Origin of the sequence: Enterococcus sp. ARL09-542 (assembly GCF_005234805.1) — a bacterium.
Taxonomy (GTDB): domain Bacteria; phylum Bacillota; class Bacilli; order Lactobacillales; family Enterococcaceae; genus Enterococcus_D; species Enterococcus_D gallinarum.
In genome coordinates, this window is record NZ_QPQX01000010.1 from 108,000 (window position 1) to 123,618 (window position 15,619).

General features: G+C 42.3%; 12 protein-coding genes. All 12 read left to right on the plus strand.

Annotated features, from left to right (window positions below; genetic code table 11):
- Positions 1 to 126: 126 nt before the first annotated feature.
- The 12 genes from pth (at position 127) to lysS (ending at position 15,218) form a co-directional block, all read left to right on the plus strand.
- Positions 127 to 687 (plus strand): aminoacyl-tRNA hydrolase, encoded by a 561-nt coding sequence (pth, locus tag DVW06_RS11755; protein WP_003129124.1) that lies wholly within the window; start codon positions 127 to 129, stop codon positions 685 to 687.
- An 11-nt stretch (positions 688 to 698) separates the two neighbouring features.
- Complete coding sequence (gene mfd, locus DVW06_RS11760) at positions 699 to 4,220, plus strand: transcription-repair coupling factor (RefSeq protein WP_137264690.1); 3,522 nt, start codon at positions 699 to 701, stop codon at positions 4,218 to 4,220.
- Between the two features lie 19 nt (positions 4,221 to 4,239).
- Positions 4,240 to 5,844 (plus strand): putative polysaccharide biosynthesis protein, encoded by a 1,605-nt coding sequence (locus tag DVW06_RS11765; RefSeq protein ID WP_003129127.1) that lies wholly within the window; start codon positions 4,240 to 4,242, stop codon positions 5,842 to 5,844.
- Positions 5,831 to 6,097 (plus strand): RNA-binding S4 domain-containing protein, encoded by a 267-nt coding sequence (locus DVW06_RS11770; RefSeq protein WP_005472932.1) that lies wholly within the window; start codon positions 5,831 to 5,833, stop codon positions 6,095 to 6,097. The genes DVW06_RS11765 and DVW06_RS11770 overlap by 14 nt, the downstream gene beginning before the upstream one ends.
- An 84-nt stretch (positions 6,098 to 6,181) precedes the next feature.
- A complete protein-coding gene (locus DVW06_RS11775) occupies positions 6,182 to 6,625 on the plus strand; it encodes an FtsB family cell division protein (RefSeq protein ID WP_003129129.1) in 444 nt (147 codons plus the stop codon).
- 72 nt (positions 6,626 to 6,697) lie between these two features.
- The gene (locus DVW06_RS11780; protein ID WP_005472931.1) at positions 6,698 to 7,141 is read left to right on the plus strand and encodes a S1 domain-containing RNA-binding protein; all 444 of its coding nucleotides are present in this window, start codon (positions 6,698 to 6,700) and stop codon (positions 7,139 to 7,141) included.
- Between the two features lie 217 nt (positions 7,142 to 7,358).
- The gene (gene tilS / locus DVW06_RS11785) at positions 7,359 to 8,744 is read left to right on the plus strand and encodes a tRNA lysidine(34) synthetase TilS (protein ID WP_021149012.1); all 1,386 of its coding nucleotides are present in this window, start codon (positions 7,359 to 7,361) and stop codon (positions 8,742 to 8,744) included.
- A gap of 19 nt (positions 8,745 to 8,763) precedes the next feature.
- Positions 8,764 to 9,309, plus strand: a complete 546-nt coding sequence (gene hpt / locus DVW06_RS11790) for a hypoxanthine phosphoribosyltransferase (protein ID WP_003129132.1) — start codon at positions 8,764 to 8,766, stop codon at positions 9,307 to 9,309.
- Positions 9,310 to 9,382: 73 nt separating this feature from the next.
- Positions 9,383 to 11,476: an ATP-dependent zinc metalloprotease FtsH gene (gene ftsH, locus DVW06_RS11795; RefSeq protein ID WP_003129133.1), complete on the plus strand. Its 2,094-nt coding sequence runs from the start codon at positions 9,383 to 9,385 to the stop codon at positions 11,474 to 11,476.
- Positions 11,477 to 11,733: 257 nt separating this feature from the next.
- Complete coding sequence (hslO, locus tag DVW06_RS11800) at positions 11,734 to 12,615, plus strand: Hsp33 family molecular chaperone HslO (RefSeq protein WP_003129134.1); 882 nt, start codon at positions 11,734 to 11,736, stop codon at positions 12,613 to 12,615.
- Between the two features lie 3 nt (positions 12,616 to 12,618).
- Positions 12,619 to 13,629 (plus strand): tRNA dihydrouridine synthase DusB, encoded by a 1,011-nt coding sequence (dusB, locus tag DVW06_RS11805; protein WP_003129136.1) that lies wholly within the window; start codon positions 12,619 to 12,621, stop codon positions 13,627 to 13,629.
- A 95-nt stretch (positions 13,630 to 13,724) separates the two neighbouring features.
- Complete coding sequence (gene lysS, locus DVW06_RS11810; RefSeq protein ID WP_003129138.1) at positions 13,725 to 15,218, plus strand: lysine--tRNA ligase; 1,494 nt, start codon at positions 13,725 to 13,727, stop codon at positions 15,216 to 15,218.
- Positions 15,219 to 15,619: the final 401 nt, after the last annotated feature.

A 15,619-nucleotide genomic window follows, 5' to 3' on the forward strand; every position in this document is an offset into this window, starting at 1 on the left:
CAAAGGAAAGACACGGTAACAGTCCGTTATGTGTTATAATCGTAGTGAACGTTTTTACTGGGCAGAATTGTCGTGCCCAGTATTTTGTGGTGGTAATTTTTTTGAAAAAATGGAGCGGATCAAAAAATGAAAATGATTATAGGTCTGGGAAATCCAGGCAAAAAATACGAAAAAACAAAACACAATGTTGGGTTTATGGTAGTCGATGCGTTAGCGGAGAAATACCAAGCTACTTTTAAATCATCAGCTTTTGAAGCAGAAATTGCTGAATTTTTTATGAACGGTGAAAAAATCATGTTGGTCAAACCTCAGACTTTCATGAATGAATCGGGCCGGGCAGTAGGGCCTTTAATGACTTATTATGGAGTTTATCCTGAAGAGATCGTGGTTATCTATGATGATCTTGATTTAGCGTTAGGCAAAATTCGTTTGCGGCAAAAAGGCAGTGCGGGGGGGCATAACGGGATGAAAAGCTTGATTTCCCATCTTGGTACATCTGTATTTGATCGCATCAAAGTAGGGATCGATCGACCACAGCCAGGCCGGACAGTGGTCGATCACGTTCTAAGTCCTTTTGCTAAAGAAGACCAGCCGATGATTCTGCAAAGCTTGGATAAAGCAGCAGCAGCAAGTATCGATTACTTGACCACCGGTGATTTTCTTGCCACAATGAATCGATTTAATTAAGGAGGACCTGTATGGATCTGATTGAACTAATAAATAAGGTGCCGCAAGTCGCTGCCTGGCACCAACAATTAACGGATCACGCATCTCGACAGCTATTGACTGGCTTAGCAGGTTCCGCAAAAACATTAGCTTTTGCCGGAGCTTATCAGAAATTTGATCGGCAAGTCATTGTTGTTACACCAAATCTTTATTATACCAATCAAGTTGCCGAAGATTTGCGGAATATTATTGACGACGTGTATGTCTTTCCGGTGGATGAAGTGTTGTCGGCCGAAATGGCGTTTGCTTCACCAGAAGCTCGAGCGGAGCGAGTGACAGCATTGAATGCTGTCGCTACCGGGAAAAAAGGAATTTACGTCATGCCGATCGCTGCATTGCGGAAATATCTGCCTGCTAAAGATACTTGGCTGAACTACCAATTTTCTTGGCATGTGGGGGATGAGATCAATTTAGATCAGTTGCCGCAGCAATTGGTATTGATGGGGTATGAGCGGCAATCAATGATTGGCAAACCTGGTGAATTTAGTATTCGTGGAAGCATTTTGGATATTTATCCTTTGAAAGCTGAATATCCGGTGCGGATCGAGCTTTTCGATGTGGAGATCGACTCGATGCGCTCTTTTGACGTGGAAACACAGCGTTCAGTAGAAACGTTGTCAGAAGTAACGATTGTTCCCACAACAGAATTAGTGTTTTCGCCAGCTGATTTAGCTCATGGACAAAAAGTTCTGCAAGAGTTGCTGAAGAAACGGCTCGCTGTAGTGAAAGAGACCACAGATAAAAACTTTTTAGAAGATTATTTTGGTCAATTAGCATCGGCTTGGCAAAGTGGCATACCTGACGAGAATGCTCGTTATTATGCGGATCTTTTGTATCAGCAACCGACGAGCATTTTGGATTATTTTTCAAAAGATGCACTGCTGATGATCGATGATTATGCTCGTATTATGGAGACAAACCGCGAGATTGAACGAGAAGAAGCTGAGTGGCATACACAAAAAATTGCAGAACTTCGCGTTTTTTCTGAGCAATCTTTCGGGCAAGATGTCCAGCAGCTGATTCAAAAAGAACAATTTTCTACAAGTTTCTTCTCGCTTTTTCAAAAGGGGATGGGAAATCTTCGTTTTCAAGCGATCCACAATTTTCAATATCGACCAATGCAACAATTTTTCAGCCAAATGGGTTTGCTGAAAGTTGAAGTAGATCGCTGGGAGAAACAACAACAAACGGTTGTCTTTTTAGTAAGTGATTCAGAACGAGCAAAAAAATTGGAACAAGATTTTCGTGATCACTCCATTTACGCAGTACAAACCACAGCAGATCGACTTTTTACAGGTCGAACGCAAATCGTTGTAGAAACACTGCAAAGCGGGTTTGAAATGCCCCAAGATAAGTTGGTCATTGTCACAGAAAAGGAAATCTTCCAAAAAATCAACAAGAAACGTACGCGGCGTCAAAATGTGACCAATGCGGAGCGATTGAAGAGTTACAATGAATTAAAAGCCGGCGACTATGTCGTCCATGCGAATCACGGGATTGGTAAATACATTGGTATGGAAACGCTGGAAGTAGATGGTGTACACCAAGACTATATGACCATCCTCTACCAAAATGATGATAAGCTGTTTATTCCAGTTACCCAGTTGAATCTGATTCAAAAATATGTTGCCTCTGAATCTAAAACGCCAAAGATCAATAAATTAGGCGGCAGTGAGTGGGCGAAAACGAAACGAAAAGTTTCAGCAAAAATCGAGGACATTGCAGATGATCTCATTCTTTTATACGCAAAACGCGAATCGGAGAAAGGTTACGCGTTTCAGCCTGATGATGGCTATCAAAAAGAATTTGAAGATGCCTTTCCTTACTCTGAGACAGATGATCAATTACGCAGCACTGCGGAGATCAAACGTGATATGGAAAAAGAAAAACCAATGGATCGCTTATTAGTCGGAGACGTTGGCTTTGGGAAGACAGAAGTGGCATTGCGGGCGGCTTTCAAGGCCATCAAAGAGAGTAAGCAAGTAGCCTTTCTGGTGCCGACAACGATTTTAGCACAACAGCATTATGAAACAATGCTGGATCGCTTTGAAGGGTTTCCAGTCAATGTCGGTTTGTTAAGCCGTTTTCGAACGAAGAAACAGCAAACGGAAACGATCGAGCAAGTGAAAAAGGGCCAAATTGATATTTTAGTTGGCACGCATCGCCTGCTGTCTAAAGATGTAGAGTTTGCAGATCTGGGATTATTGGTGATCGATGAGGAACAGCGTTTTGGCGTCAAACACAAAGAGCGCTTGAAACAATTACGCTCGCAAGTCGATGTTCTTACATTGACGGCTACCCCGATTCCCCGGACACTGCATATGTCCATGTTGGGGGTGCGGGATCTTTCTGTGATTGAAACGCCACCGGAAAATCGCTATCCTATTCAAACTTATGTGATGGAAATGAATCCAGGTGCAGTTCGAGAAGCTATTTTGCGGGAGATGGCACGGGGAGGACAAGTTTTTTATCTCTATAATCGAGTAGATACGATTGAACGTAAAGTCGAAGAGCTCCAAGCGTTAGTTCCAGATGCGCGTATTGGGTATGCCCATGGGCAGATGACAGAAATCCAGCTAGAAAACACATTGTTTGATTTTATCGAAGGACAATACGATGTGTTGGTGACAACCACGATCATCGAAACTGGGGTCGACATTCCGAACGCCAATACATTATTTGTAGAAAATGCGGATTACATGGGCTTGTCTACTCTTTATCAATTGCGAGGTCGTGTCGGTCGAAGCAATCGTGTTGCGTATGCTTATTTTATGTACGAACAGCAAAAAATTTTGAACGAAGTCAGTGAAAAGCGGCTCCAGGCAATCAAAGACTTTACGGAATTAGGTTCCGGATTTAAAATCGCGATGCGTGATCTTTCGATTCGAGGTGCAGGAAATCTCTTGGGGGCGCAACAGCACGGATTTATTGATGCTGTTGGGTTTGATATGTACTCTCAAATGCTGTCAGAATCCGTAGCGCGTAAACAAGGGAAAAATACACAAGCGGAGAAAACAACGGTTGAGATCGATCTTGGCATCGATGCTTATCTGCCAACTTCTTATATAGAAGATGAACGGCAAAAAATTGAAATTTATAAACGCATCCGTGAATTGGATTCTCAAGAAGCGGTGGATGAGTTGCAGGATGATCTGCTTGATCGCTTTGGAGAATATCCGGTCGAAGTGGCTCACCTATTAACTGTCGGAGAAATCAAAATGAATGGGGATCGGGCATTGTTAGATACGATCCGTAAACAGCAGCAAACAGTGATCCTAACGTTAAGTAAAGTTGGCACCAAAAACTATTCTGTCGAACAGCTGTTTGAAGCGTTGAAAGCGACCAAGCTTAAAGCGACGATGGGTGTCGATCACGAGCAGATGACGATCAAACTTCAGATTCCTGCTGTGATGAAAGAAAGCACTTGGCTGTTAGAGATTCAAGATTATGTCAAAGCGCTACGGGAACAAAAATACGTGTTACAAGAAAATTAGTTATAAAGGGGCGGAGAAGATGCCAAAGTCACAATTAAAACGGACGATGGAAGGAGCATTTATTTTAACGATTGCTTCTTTCATTGCCAAAGTGTTAAGTGCGGTTTACCGCGTCCCTTTCCAAAACTTAGTTGGTGACGAAGGGTTTTACGTCTATCAGCAAGTCTATCCAATCTATGGATTAGCTATGACATTGGCTTTATCTGGGTTGCCGCAATTTATTTCGCGCGTGATCGCCGAACAACCTGATCCTCAGAAGCAGCGTGCCCAGATCCAAGTCATCTATCCGTATGTTTTTTGGACAGCGATTGGACTATGGGCAACGACGTTTTTCTTTGCCGATGTTATCGCTCGGGTCATGGGAGACGCAGGACTGGCATCTTTGATCCGCGTGGTATCCTTTACATTCCTCTTTGTACCACCCCTGACTTTTTATCGTGGGAGTTTCCAAGGAAATTTACAGATGGTACCGACGGCAGTTTCCCAAGTAGTAGAACAGCTCCTTCGAGTCGGAGTGATTTTAGTAGCGGCCAGTTTTTTTCATCTCTTCTCATGGGATGTTTATCAGACTGGGACTTTGGCAATGTCCGGCGCATTGATTGGCGGACTTGCGGCGTGGGGGATTTTAAGCTATTATAGTCGGAAAATCACCGGTCGGTCGTTAGCGATCCCCACAAAAACTATGCCTACCGCACATGCTCCTTCCTTGCGTCGCCGTTTTTTGATTGAAGGGGGACTGTTGACCATTTACAGCGGTTTTTTGATTTTGTTTCAGTTGGCAGATTCCTTTTTGATGACGAACTCACTTGAAGCCAGCGGTTTGACGGAACAAAGTGCCCGCATTGCAAAAGGGATCTATGACCGAGGACAGCCATTGGTTCAGTTAGGTCTCGTGGTAGCGATGGCTCTAAGTTCGACTTTCTTGCCAACATTGACGAAATATCTGACAGTCAAAAATCAGCACTTGTTTGAAAAATCAGCTAAGATGTACTTGCGGTTGACTTTAGGGATTGCCAGTGCTTCTGCAGTTGGCTTGGCTATCCTGCTTCCTTATATCAACTTCGCTCTTTTTAAAGATGGTGCCGGCAACAGTGCGTTGGTCTTATTTGTTTTTGCGGTCGCTTTGATGGCTGCAATCCAAGCGTATCAAAGCATCCAACAAAGCCGGAACCAATTCCGTGTAGGGATTTATGCAGCAGGATGCGGCCTTTTGCTTAAAGGTTTGCTGACGTGGCCCTTGACCTATCTTTTAGGAACAACTGGTGCGAGTTTGAGTACCCTTTTAGGTTTGATCGGTACTTTAATCTATTTTGTGTTTTCTGAGAAAAAAGCATTGAACAGCTTTTGGATAGAGCAAGGGTATGGCAAAAAACTCCTGCTTTGTTTAGGGATCATGGCTTGCGCACTGTTTTTATATTATGGTGTGATCACTCTGTTGAGTGGAGGTCCAGTGACGAAAAGACTGCAAGCGCTGATTTTTTGCCTTGGAGGGGTCTTTTTTGGCGGGACAGTTTTCATTATAATGGCTCTCAAAGTTAAATTATTAACGATTCGAGAATGGCTGCTCGTTCCGTTTGGAAAAAAATTGTTGAAATTAAGAGGTGGAAAAAATGAGATTAGATAAATTTTTAAAAATATCCCGGATTATCAAACGTAGATCTGTTGCAAAAGAAGTAGCAGATAAAGGGCGTATCCAAATCAATGGCAAATTGGCAAAATCCAGCAGTGATATCAAAGTCGGCGATACGGTGCGTATTCAGTTTGGAAATAAAGTATTAGAAATAAAAGTACAAGAATTACACGAATCAACTAAAAAAGAAGATGCAGCTAAAATGTACGAGATCCTCAAAGAAGAACGTATCTCAGAAAATGCTTGATTTTTGTCCCATTTTCAGTTAGACAACTTTTGTGGATGTTGGTATAATGGAAAAAACAATCACAGTGACAGGAGCGAGGTCAGCATGGATAAAGAGCCAAACAAACAAATAGAACTATTGCAGACCGAGTATGCCAAAGAGCAATTTGCCAAGTTCGAAAAAGAACGACGACAAGTGGTCTTTCGTCGACGTCGACTTGTAGCTGTTTTTGTTGCAGCGCTAGTGATTTTTGCAATCGTAGGTATTCAAATGTTCAATGATCAAATGCGTCTGCAAAAATTACAAGAGTATAAAGCAGAAACAGTAGCAAAACAAGAAGCAGCGGACAAAAAAGTGACACAACTTAAGCGAGATGTAGCACTGTTGCAAGATGACGAATACGTTGCAAAATTAGCTCGCAGTAGATTCTTTTATTCAAAGAAAAATGAAAAGATCTACCCTGTCTTGCCGGATGCTTCTGATTCAAAAACAGAAACAAGCGGTGATGAGGCAAATGCTAGTGATACAAAGACAAGTGATTCGGAATAAACAAGGTCATACCTACTCATCGCAGTAGTTGAAATGATTAAATGGGTAAAAATTAGGAGGAACATTTTTTATATGTCAATCGAAGTTGGAGCGAAACTAAAGGGCAAAGTGTCTGGTATTACAAATTTTGGTGCGTTCATTGATCTTGGTGAGGGAAAAACTGGTTTGGTACATATCAGCGAAGTATCAAATGGGTTTGTGAAAGACATTCATGACGTGTTGTCTATTGGCGATGAAGTAACCGTTGTTGTGACGGCAATCGGCAATGATGGAAAAATCGGGCTATCGATCCGTAAAGCAGAAGCAAAGCCGGAAGAAAAACGTGATTTTCCTAAAAAAGAATTCAATCGGTCAAGTCCGAAGAAATCTTTTTCACGCAATCAACCGACGAACGTAAATAAACAAGACTTCGATTCATTGATGAGTTCTTTTCTAAAAGATAGTGATGATCGTTTATCTTCATTACGACGTAATACGGAAGGTAAACGCGGCGGCCGTGGCGGTCGACGTAACTAAACAGGATGAGCAAGTTGTCAAAAGAATTTGTGACGTAACGATAAGTATTTCAAAAAATATCCGAACTATATCCGATTACTCCTACCATGTAGTAGGCTTTCGCCGTGGAGCACGGCGTTTTGGAATCGGCATAGTTCGGATATTTCTCTTTCTTAGCAATAGACAGTCATTTTTAGTTTGAAGTTAAGTATAGAAGCAAGAGACACGGAGGGATAGAATGCTTAAGCAAAAAGTCTATCATGCAATCAAAGCCGATGGATGGGTAGAGGATGCTACTTGTTTGCTTGCTGTTTCGACAGGCGTGGATTCAATGGTTTTACTCCATGTGATCGAAGAGTTGTTTCAGCAAGGAACATTTGGCGTGGCTCATGTCAATCATAATCTGCGGGAAGCTTCAGACGACGAAGCAGCGTTCCTGAAGGACTATTGTCAAACGCGCGGGATTCCATATTATGAACGAGTTTGGCAAGATCCGCCCCAAAATGGCATCGAAGCGGCCGCTAGAGAGTTCCGCTATCATTTTTTTGCAGAAACGATGACTCTTCAGAGTTATGATTGGTTATTAACCGCTCATCATGCAGATGACCAGATGGAAACGATGCTGATGAAGATGGTGCGAGAGGGACGCTTGCAAAACGCTTCGGGAATCAAGCGCAAGCAACCTTTTGGTAACGGTTATTTGATCCGTCCCTTCCTAACGATCGCCAAAGAGGAGATTAGAGACTATGCAAGAAGGAGAGGGATCGCTTATTTCGAAGATGAAACGAATCAGCAAACGCTGTTTCAAAGAAATCGCCTGCGTCATCAAGCGGTCCCTCTGCTGAAAGCAGAGAACCCGAGAGCTCTTGATCATTTTCAGCAGCTTTCTCAAGAGATGATCTATGCTGACCAATTGATCAAAAAGCAGCAAGCAGATTGGCTCGCCACGATACTTCATGAGGAAGCTGAAGGCTATTTTTTAAACTTGAATGAATTGGCTGCGTTTACCGCAGCAGAACGCTATTACTTTTTTGAAGGTTTGCTACAGAAAGTTTCCCATGATAAAGGAATCTCGTACAATACTAAACAACGAGAGCAGTTGCTGTATCTGCTAGAACATAATCCCAGTCAGTGGATAATCGATTTAAATCAAGATTGGCAGATTGTTCGAGTTTATGATCAGTTGAAAGTCACTGCTGTTAAAAAAGGCTCTCACCTCCAAACGCAGGTAGATGAGACGCATTTTGTTCTAAAAAAAGGTGAAAGTTTCTTTTTGTCGGACCATGAATGGATCGGCTACATTCCAAGTGACGCCCAAGTTCCAGAAAAAGTCATGGATTGGTCAGAGATTTCACAAATTTTACCGATACAATATCCTGCGACAGTTTTTTTGCGGAAGCGAAAACCAGGGGATCGGTTACAGCTGAAACCAGGTCTTACGAAAAAAATCAGGCGTTTCTTTATCGATGAGAAGATTTCGAATGAAAAGCGTGCTGCTAGTTGGGTCCTGACAGACGCTCAAGAGAATGTATTGGCACTTTTGCCTTATCTATTTTCCTATTTGAGTATTGAGCAAGAAACTGATAAAATACACTACATACTTCTTTATAAATATCGGAAGTAAGAGTTGGAAGGAGAACTTTATGTTAGACAAAGATATTGAGAAAATTTTGATTACTCGAGAAGAGATCCAAAATCGTTGTTCTGAACTAGGTAAAGAACTGACGGAAATCTACAAAGATAAAAATCCATTGGTCGTTGGCGTATTAAAAGGAGCTGTTCCTTTTATGGCAGACATCGTCCGAGAAATGGACTGTCATTTGGAATTGGACTTTATGGATGTTTCTAGTTATGGAAACGCGACAATTTCTTCTGGCGAAGTGAAGATTTTGAAAGATTTGGATACAAATGTCGAAGGCCGAGATATGCTGATCGTAGAAGATATTATTGATAGCGGTCGCACATTAGCCTATCTAGTAGACCTATTTAAATATCGCAAAGCAAAGTCGGTTAAAATCGTGACATTGCTAGACAAACCAGAAGGACGTGTGGTGAAAATCGATGCCGACTATATTGGCTTTGATGTACCGAACGAATTTGTGGTCGGCTATGGATTGGATTACGCGGAACAATACCGTAACCTCCCTTATGTGGGTGTCTTAAAACCAAGCGTTTATCAATCAAATTAGTGACTGATCTAAATCAGTTGTGATACAATTAAATGGTCAGGATTGATAAAACAAAATAGCCAAGGAGGTACGCATGAATAAGAAAAATAACGGTATGATCAAAAATACCTTATATTATGTACTTGTCTTGTTAGCAATGGTCATGGTCGTCTATTTCATTTTTGGAAATGGCAATCAGCAAACGCCAACAATCGAGTACTCAACATTTACGGAGCAGCTGAAAGACGGAAAGGTCAAACAGTTTACCGTTCAGCCTGCTAACGGTGTTTACCGGATCGTCGGTGAATACAATGCCGAACAAACCGTCAGCAATGACAATGGGCTTTCCGTACTAGGAAGCACGCAAGCAAGTACGACACGTTTTACAACGATCATTTTGCCGAATGACTCGACATTGAGCGAGGTTACGACATTAGCAAAGGATCAAGGGGTTAAAACAACGATCGAAGAAGAATCGAACAGTGGTGTTTGGTTATCGTTGCTGATTAGTTTCTTGCCAATCGTAATCATCATTTTCTTCTTCTATATGATGATGAGCCAGCAAGGCGGCGGTGGCGGCGGTGGCGGCCGTGTCATGAACTTTGGAAAATCCAAAGCGAAAGAGGCCGACAAAAAAGCCAATCGCGTTCGTTTCTCTGATGTAGCGGGTGCTGAAGAAGAGAAACAAGAATTAGTCGAAGTGGTCGAATTTTTGAAAGATCCACGACGCTTTGTCGAATTAGGTGCGAGAATCCCAGCTGGTGTGCTGCTAGAAGGACCTCCAGGGACAGGGAAAACATTGCTAGCAAAAGCGGTTGCCGGAGAAGCTGGCGTTCCGTTTTACTCTATCTCAGGCTCAGACTTTGTGGAAATGTTTGTCGGGGTCGGAGCGAGCCGTGTCCGGGATCTATTTGAAACAGCCAAGAAAAACGCACCGGCCATCATCTTTATCGATGAAATCGATGCGGTTGGGCGCCAACGTGGTGCCGGCATGGGTGGTGGACATGATGAACGTGAGCAAACGTTGAATCAGTTATTAGTTGAAATGGATGGATTTGATGGCAATGAAGGAGTTATTGTTATTGCAGCAACCAACCGTTCCGACGTGTTAGACCCAGCCTTGTTACGTCCAGGTCGTTTTGACCGACAAATTCTTGTTGGCCGTCCGGATGTTAAAGGCCGTGAAGCTATTTTACGAGTTCACGCACGGAACAAACCGTTGTCGGATGATGTGGATTTGAAAGTCGTAGCACAACAAACACCTGGTTTTGCCGGTGCTGATTTAGAGAATGTCTTAAATGAAGCTGCGCTAGTCGCTGCTCGTCGCAATAAAAAGAAAATCGATGCCTCTGATATTGATGAAGCAGAAGATCGGGTAATCGCAGGACCTGCGAAGAAAGATCGTGTCATCAATAAAAAAGAACGCGAAATGGTTGCTTACCATGAAGCGGGTCATACGATCGTCGGTTTAGTCTTAAGCCGTGCGCGGGTCGTTCACAAAGTAACGATCATCCCTCGGGGCCGTGCTGGCGGTTACATGATCGCATTACCTAAAGAAGATCAATTCTTAATGACGAAAGAAGATATGTTTGAACAAATCGTCGGATTGCTTGGTGGACGGACAGCAGAAGAAATCATTTTCGGCGTTCAATCAACCGGAGCATCCAATGACTTTGAACAAGCAACAGCTTTAGCTAGAAGTATGGTCACAGAATATGGTATGAGCGACAAACTAGGTCCAGTTCAGTATGAAGGCAATCATCAGGTCTTCGTCGGTCGTGATTATGGTCAAACCAAAGCTTACTCAGAACAAGTTGCTTTCGAGATCGATCAGGAAGTACGCCGTATCTTGATGGAGGCACATCAAAAAGCACATGAGATCATCGAAGAACATCGTGCGCAACATAAATTGATTGCCGAAAAACTGCTTGAATATGAAACATTGGATGCAAAAGCAATCAAGTCATTGTTTGAAGAAGGCAAAATGCCTGCTGGAACTGAGAATTCAGAATATCCAAGCGAAAAAGCTCAAACTTTTGAAGAAGCAAAACGCGCTTTAGAAGAGAAAGATGCTGAAAAGCAAGCTGCTGAGAAAAAAGATTTTGATCAGCAAGTAGACGAACTTCGTCACAATAATGAAAACCACGAAGCTTCATCTCAAGATAAAACAGAGGACGGTCAAGAGTAGTCGTTCAATTATCAATAGGTGATTAGCTATCGTAAAGTCTAGGGACTGTGTCATAAGTCAAAACAAGAGAACAGATTCGAATGAGGTTCGGACCAGTTGCTTGTTTTACGGCTTGTGCCGCAGTCCTTTCTTGTTAACAAATCGAGAAATAAACCGACAGAAAACATTGGCTTTTCTCTAAAATGGTGGCATTCAGTTGAAAAAAAAACAAGTTCCTAGTATGATTCACTAATGAACGAAATAAAGGAGCATAAACAATGGAAGATTACTTAGTAAAAGCATTAGCTTATGATGGTTTTGTTCGTGCCTATGCAGTGTCTGCAACAAAAACTGTTAGTGAAGCACAACAACGTCATGATACTTGGAATACAGCATCAGCAGCGCTAGGCCGCGCTATGGTTGGAAGCCTGCTTTTGGGCAGCACGTTAAAGGGTGATGACAAATTAACGGTCAAAATCCAAGGGAACGGACCCGCTGGAGCAATCATTATTGATAGCAATGGTCGTGGAGATGTCAAAGGGTACATAAAAAATCCGCATGTCAGCTTGCCGCTAAACGGACAAGGAAAGTTGGATGTGCGAGGAGCAGTAGGAGATCAAGGAATCTTTACTGTAATCAAAGATTTAGGGTTGAAAGAACCGTTTTCTGGACAAACACCTATTGTCTCTGGAGAATTGGGAGAAGACTTCACTTATTACTTAGCAGTTTCTGAACAAATCCCTTCGGCCGTTGGATTGAGTGTGTTAGTTGATACCGATGATTCTATTCGAACAGCCGGTGGTTTCTTACTGCAGATCATGCCGGGAGCAGATGAAACGGTTATTGATTCAATCGAGAACCGCCTGCAAGAATTACCACGAGTGTCATCATTGCTGGATGAAGGGAAATCGCCTGAAGAAATTTTGACGGTATTGTTGAATGACACCAAAGTCGAAGTGTTAGAAAAAATGCCTGTTCAATTTCGATGTGATTGTAGCAAAGAAAAATTTGCGACAGCGATCATTACATTAGGCGCGGATGAAATACAAGAAATGATGGATGAAGATCATGGTGCAGAAGCTGTTTGTTCATTCTGCGGTAATAAATACCATTTCGATGAACAAGAACTTGCTAGATTAAAGAAAGAAGCTGAGGCATAGAAGATGGCGATACACAGCTGGAAAATCGGTAATGTCGAAATCCCTAATCGAGTTGTCGTTGCGCCTATGGCAGGAATAACCAATGCGGCGTTTCGCGTAACGGTCAAAGAATTTGGCGCAGGCTTAGTCGTTTGTGAAATGATCAGTGATCGGGGAATCCAACTACGAAACAAAAAAACATTAGAAATGCTTTATATAGATGAAACAGAACATCCTTTAAGCTTGCAAATTTTTGGTGGGAATAAAGAGTCTTTGGTCGAAGCGGCTCAATTTGTCTCAGAAAATACAGCAGCAGATATCATTGACATCAATATGGGTTGTCCGGTAAATAAAATTATTAAAGCGGAGGCTGGTGCAAAGTGGCTATTGGATCCAGACAAAGTCTACGAAATGGTGCATGCAGTAGCTACGGCAATTGATAAACCGGTCACAGTCAAAATGCGGATCGGTTGGGATGATGAACATATTTTCGCTGTCCAAAATGCGCAAGCTGCTGAAGCGGCAGGTGCAGCGGCGATTGGGATGCATGGCCGCACGAGGGTCCAAATGTATGAAGGAGCGGCTAATTGGTCGGTATTAAGAGAGGTGAAGCAAGCAATTTCGATCCCTTTTATGGGAAACGGAGATGTTCGGACACCAGAAGATGCCAAACGAATGCTGGAAGAAGTCGGCGCAGATGCTGTCATGATCGGACGAGCAGCATTGGGGAATCCGTGGATGATCCATCGTACAAAACATTATCTTGAAACGGGAGAGCTGATCGCCGAACCTACTCCACGGGAGAAGATCGCTACAGCCAAACTTCATTTGGAAAGGCTTGCTGATTTAAAAGGTGAATTTGTTGCTTCCCGAGAGTTTCGGCAGCATGCTGCCTACTATTTAAAAGGCATTTCACGGGCAGCTAAAGTCAAAGCGGCAATCAACCAGACAGAGAATAAGCAAGCGATTATTGATCTGTTAGATGCATTTGTAGAAAAGACAGAAAAACAACCTGTCGGAAATACTCCTGAGTAAAGTAAAATCAAGTCGATCTTGAACTTCGGCTTGATTTTTTGTGGCATCATTGGCATTATAAGAAGGAAACCCAAGTTAAGAATGGAGGAAAACTCGTGACAGAGGAACGACAAAAACAAGAAGAATTAAATGATCAAATGTTGGTTCGCCGTGAAAAGATGGAAAAATTACGGGAAGAAGGCATTGATCCCTTTGGCAAGCGCTTTGAACGTACGCATAATTCTGCCGAGTTGCATGAGTTATTTGATCAACGAACAAAAGAAGAGTTAACAGAGATGAATCTTTCTGCAAGTGTTGCTGGACGAATGGTGACGAAACGTGGTAAAGGGAAAGCTGGCTTTGCACATTTGCAAGATCGTGATGGTCAGATTCAAATTTATGTCCGCAAAGATCAAGTAGGTGACGAACCGTATGAAGGATTTAAGCATGCTGACTTAGGTGATTTCTTTGGTGTCTCAGGGGAGATCATGAAAACTGATACGGGGGAAGTAACGATCAAAGCAAAAGAAATCGTTATTTTGTCTAAAGCGTTACGCCCACTCCCGGACAAATACCATGGACTTACCAACATCGAGCAACGTTACCGTCAACGTTATCTGGATTTGATCAGTAATAAAGATAGCTTTGACCGATTCATGAAACGCAGCCAGATCATCAGTGAGATTCGTCGCTATTTGGATGGTCATGGCTACATTGAAGTGGAAACGCCTGTTTTGCATAATCAAGCGGGTGGGGCAGCAGCTCGTCCATTTATCACTCATCACAATGCGTTAGATATTGATCTATATTTGCGAATCGCGCTTGAGTTGCACTTGAAACGATTGATCGTAGGTGGTATGGAGAAAGTCTACGAAATCGGCCGGGTCTTCCGTAATGAGGGGATTGATACTACCCATAATCCAGAATTTACTATGTTAGAAGCTTATACAGCCTATACAGATTTCAAAGATGTTATGGATCTAACTGAGGGAATTATCCGCAATGCAGCAGAGAAAGTTTTAGATTCTGCTGTGATTACTTATGATGGACAAGAAGTCGACTTGGCGAGTGATTTTGCCCGCGTGCATATGGTCGATGCTATCAAACAACAAACGGGTGTCGATTTTTGGAAAGAGATGACAATCGAAGAAGCACATGCTTTAGCAAAAGAACACCAAGTGGAAGTCACTCCAACGATGACAGTAGGACATGTTATCAATGAATTCTTTGAAACGTTTGTTGAAGAAACCTTACAGCAACCGACCTTTGTTTATGGACATCCGGTAGAAGTCTCACCTCTAGCGAAGAAGAATCCAAAGGACCCTCGATTTACAGATCGTTTTGAACTATTTATCGTAGGCCGGGAGTTTGCTAATGCTTTTACCGAATTAAATGATCCAATTGATCAAAGACAACGGTTTGAAGCACAAGAAAAAGAACGACAAGAAGGAAACGATGAAGCTCATGGAGTCGATGAAGACTTCCTTGAAGCGCTAGAATACGGCATGCCGCCAACCGGTGGTTTAGGGATCGGGATCGATCGTCTAGTCATGCTGTTGACAGATGCACAATCGATTCGCGATGTGCTGTTATTCCCAACAATGCGTTGATAATTCATAAAGAGAGACACACGGGTGTTTACTTGTGTGTTTCTTTTTTTACCAGTAGTTCCCTCCAAAATGACTAACAAGAAAAAAACAAGGGAGAAACTCACTGCTAAATGGAACGAAAACGAATTAAAAACGAACGATGAATTCATTGGATTGTAAGAATGAACGCCTTTGAGAAATTACGAAAATAAGAGAGAAAGTTATTGACCTGACAGCATTTAGTTGGTATATTATTACATGTGCCAAATGACAAAAATCATTTCTAAAAGAAAATGAAAAAAGTTATTGACGCCAGAACCAACAGATGATATTATAACGAAGTCACAAATTTAAGAAATCAATTTGATGCTGATGCAGCAACAAAAAAGATTGAAAAAAGTTGTTGACAAATAACAATTCAT

Excerpts from the sequence above, each read along its gene's own strand:
- hpt (WP_003129132.1), top strand. The coding sequence starts at position 8,764 with ATGTTAGACAAAGATATTGAGAAAATTTTGATTACTCGAGAAGAGATC.
- DVW06_RS11775 (WP_003129129.1), top strand. The coding sequence starts at position 6,182 with ATGGATAAAGAGCCAAACAAACAAATAGAACTATTGCAGACCGAGTAT.
- DVW06_RS11780 (WP_005472931.1), top strand. The coding sequence starts at position 6,698 with ATGTCAATCGAAGTTGGAGCGAAACTAAAGGGCAAAGTGTCTGGTATT.
- DVW06_RS11770 (WP_005472932.1), top strand. The coding sequence starts at position 5,831 with ATGAGATTAGATAAATTTTTAAAAATATCCCGGATTATCAAACGTAGA.
- dusB (WP_003129136.1), top strand. The coding sequence starts at position 12,619 with ATGGCGATACACAGCTGGAAAATCGGTAATGTCGAAATCCCTAATCGA.
- ftsH (WP_003129133.1), top strand. The coding sequence starts at position 9,383 with ATGAATAAGAAAAATAACGGTATGATCAAAAATACCTTATATTATGTA.
- hslO (WP_003129134.1), top strand. The coding sequence starts at position 11,734 with ATGGAAGATTACTTAGTAAAAGCATTAGCTTATGATGGTTTTGTTCGT.
- pth (WP_003129124.1), top strand. The coding sequence starts at position 127 with ATGAAAATGATTATAGGTCTGGGAAATCCAGGCAAAAAATACGAAAAA.
- mfd (WP_137264690.1), top strand. The coding sequence starts at position 699 with ATGGATCTGATTGAACTAATAAATAAGGTGCCGCAAGTCGCTGCCTGG.
- DVW06_RS11765 (WP_003129127.1), top strand. The coding sequence starts at position 4,240 with ATGCCAAAGTCACAATTAAAACGGACGATGGAAGGAGCATTTATTTTA.
- tilS (WP_021149012.1), top strand. The coding sequence starts at position 7,359 with ATGCTTAAGCAAAAAGTCTATCATGCAATCAAAGCCGATGGATGGGTA.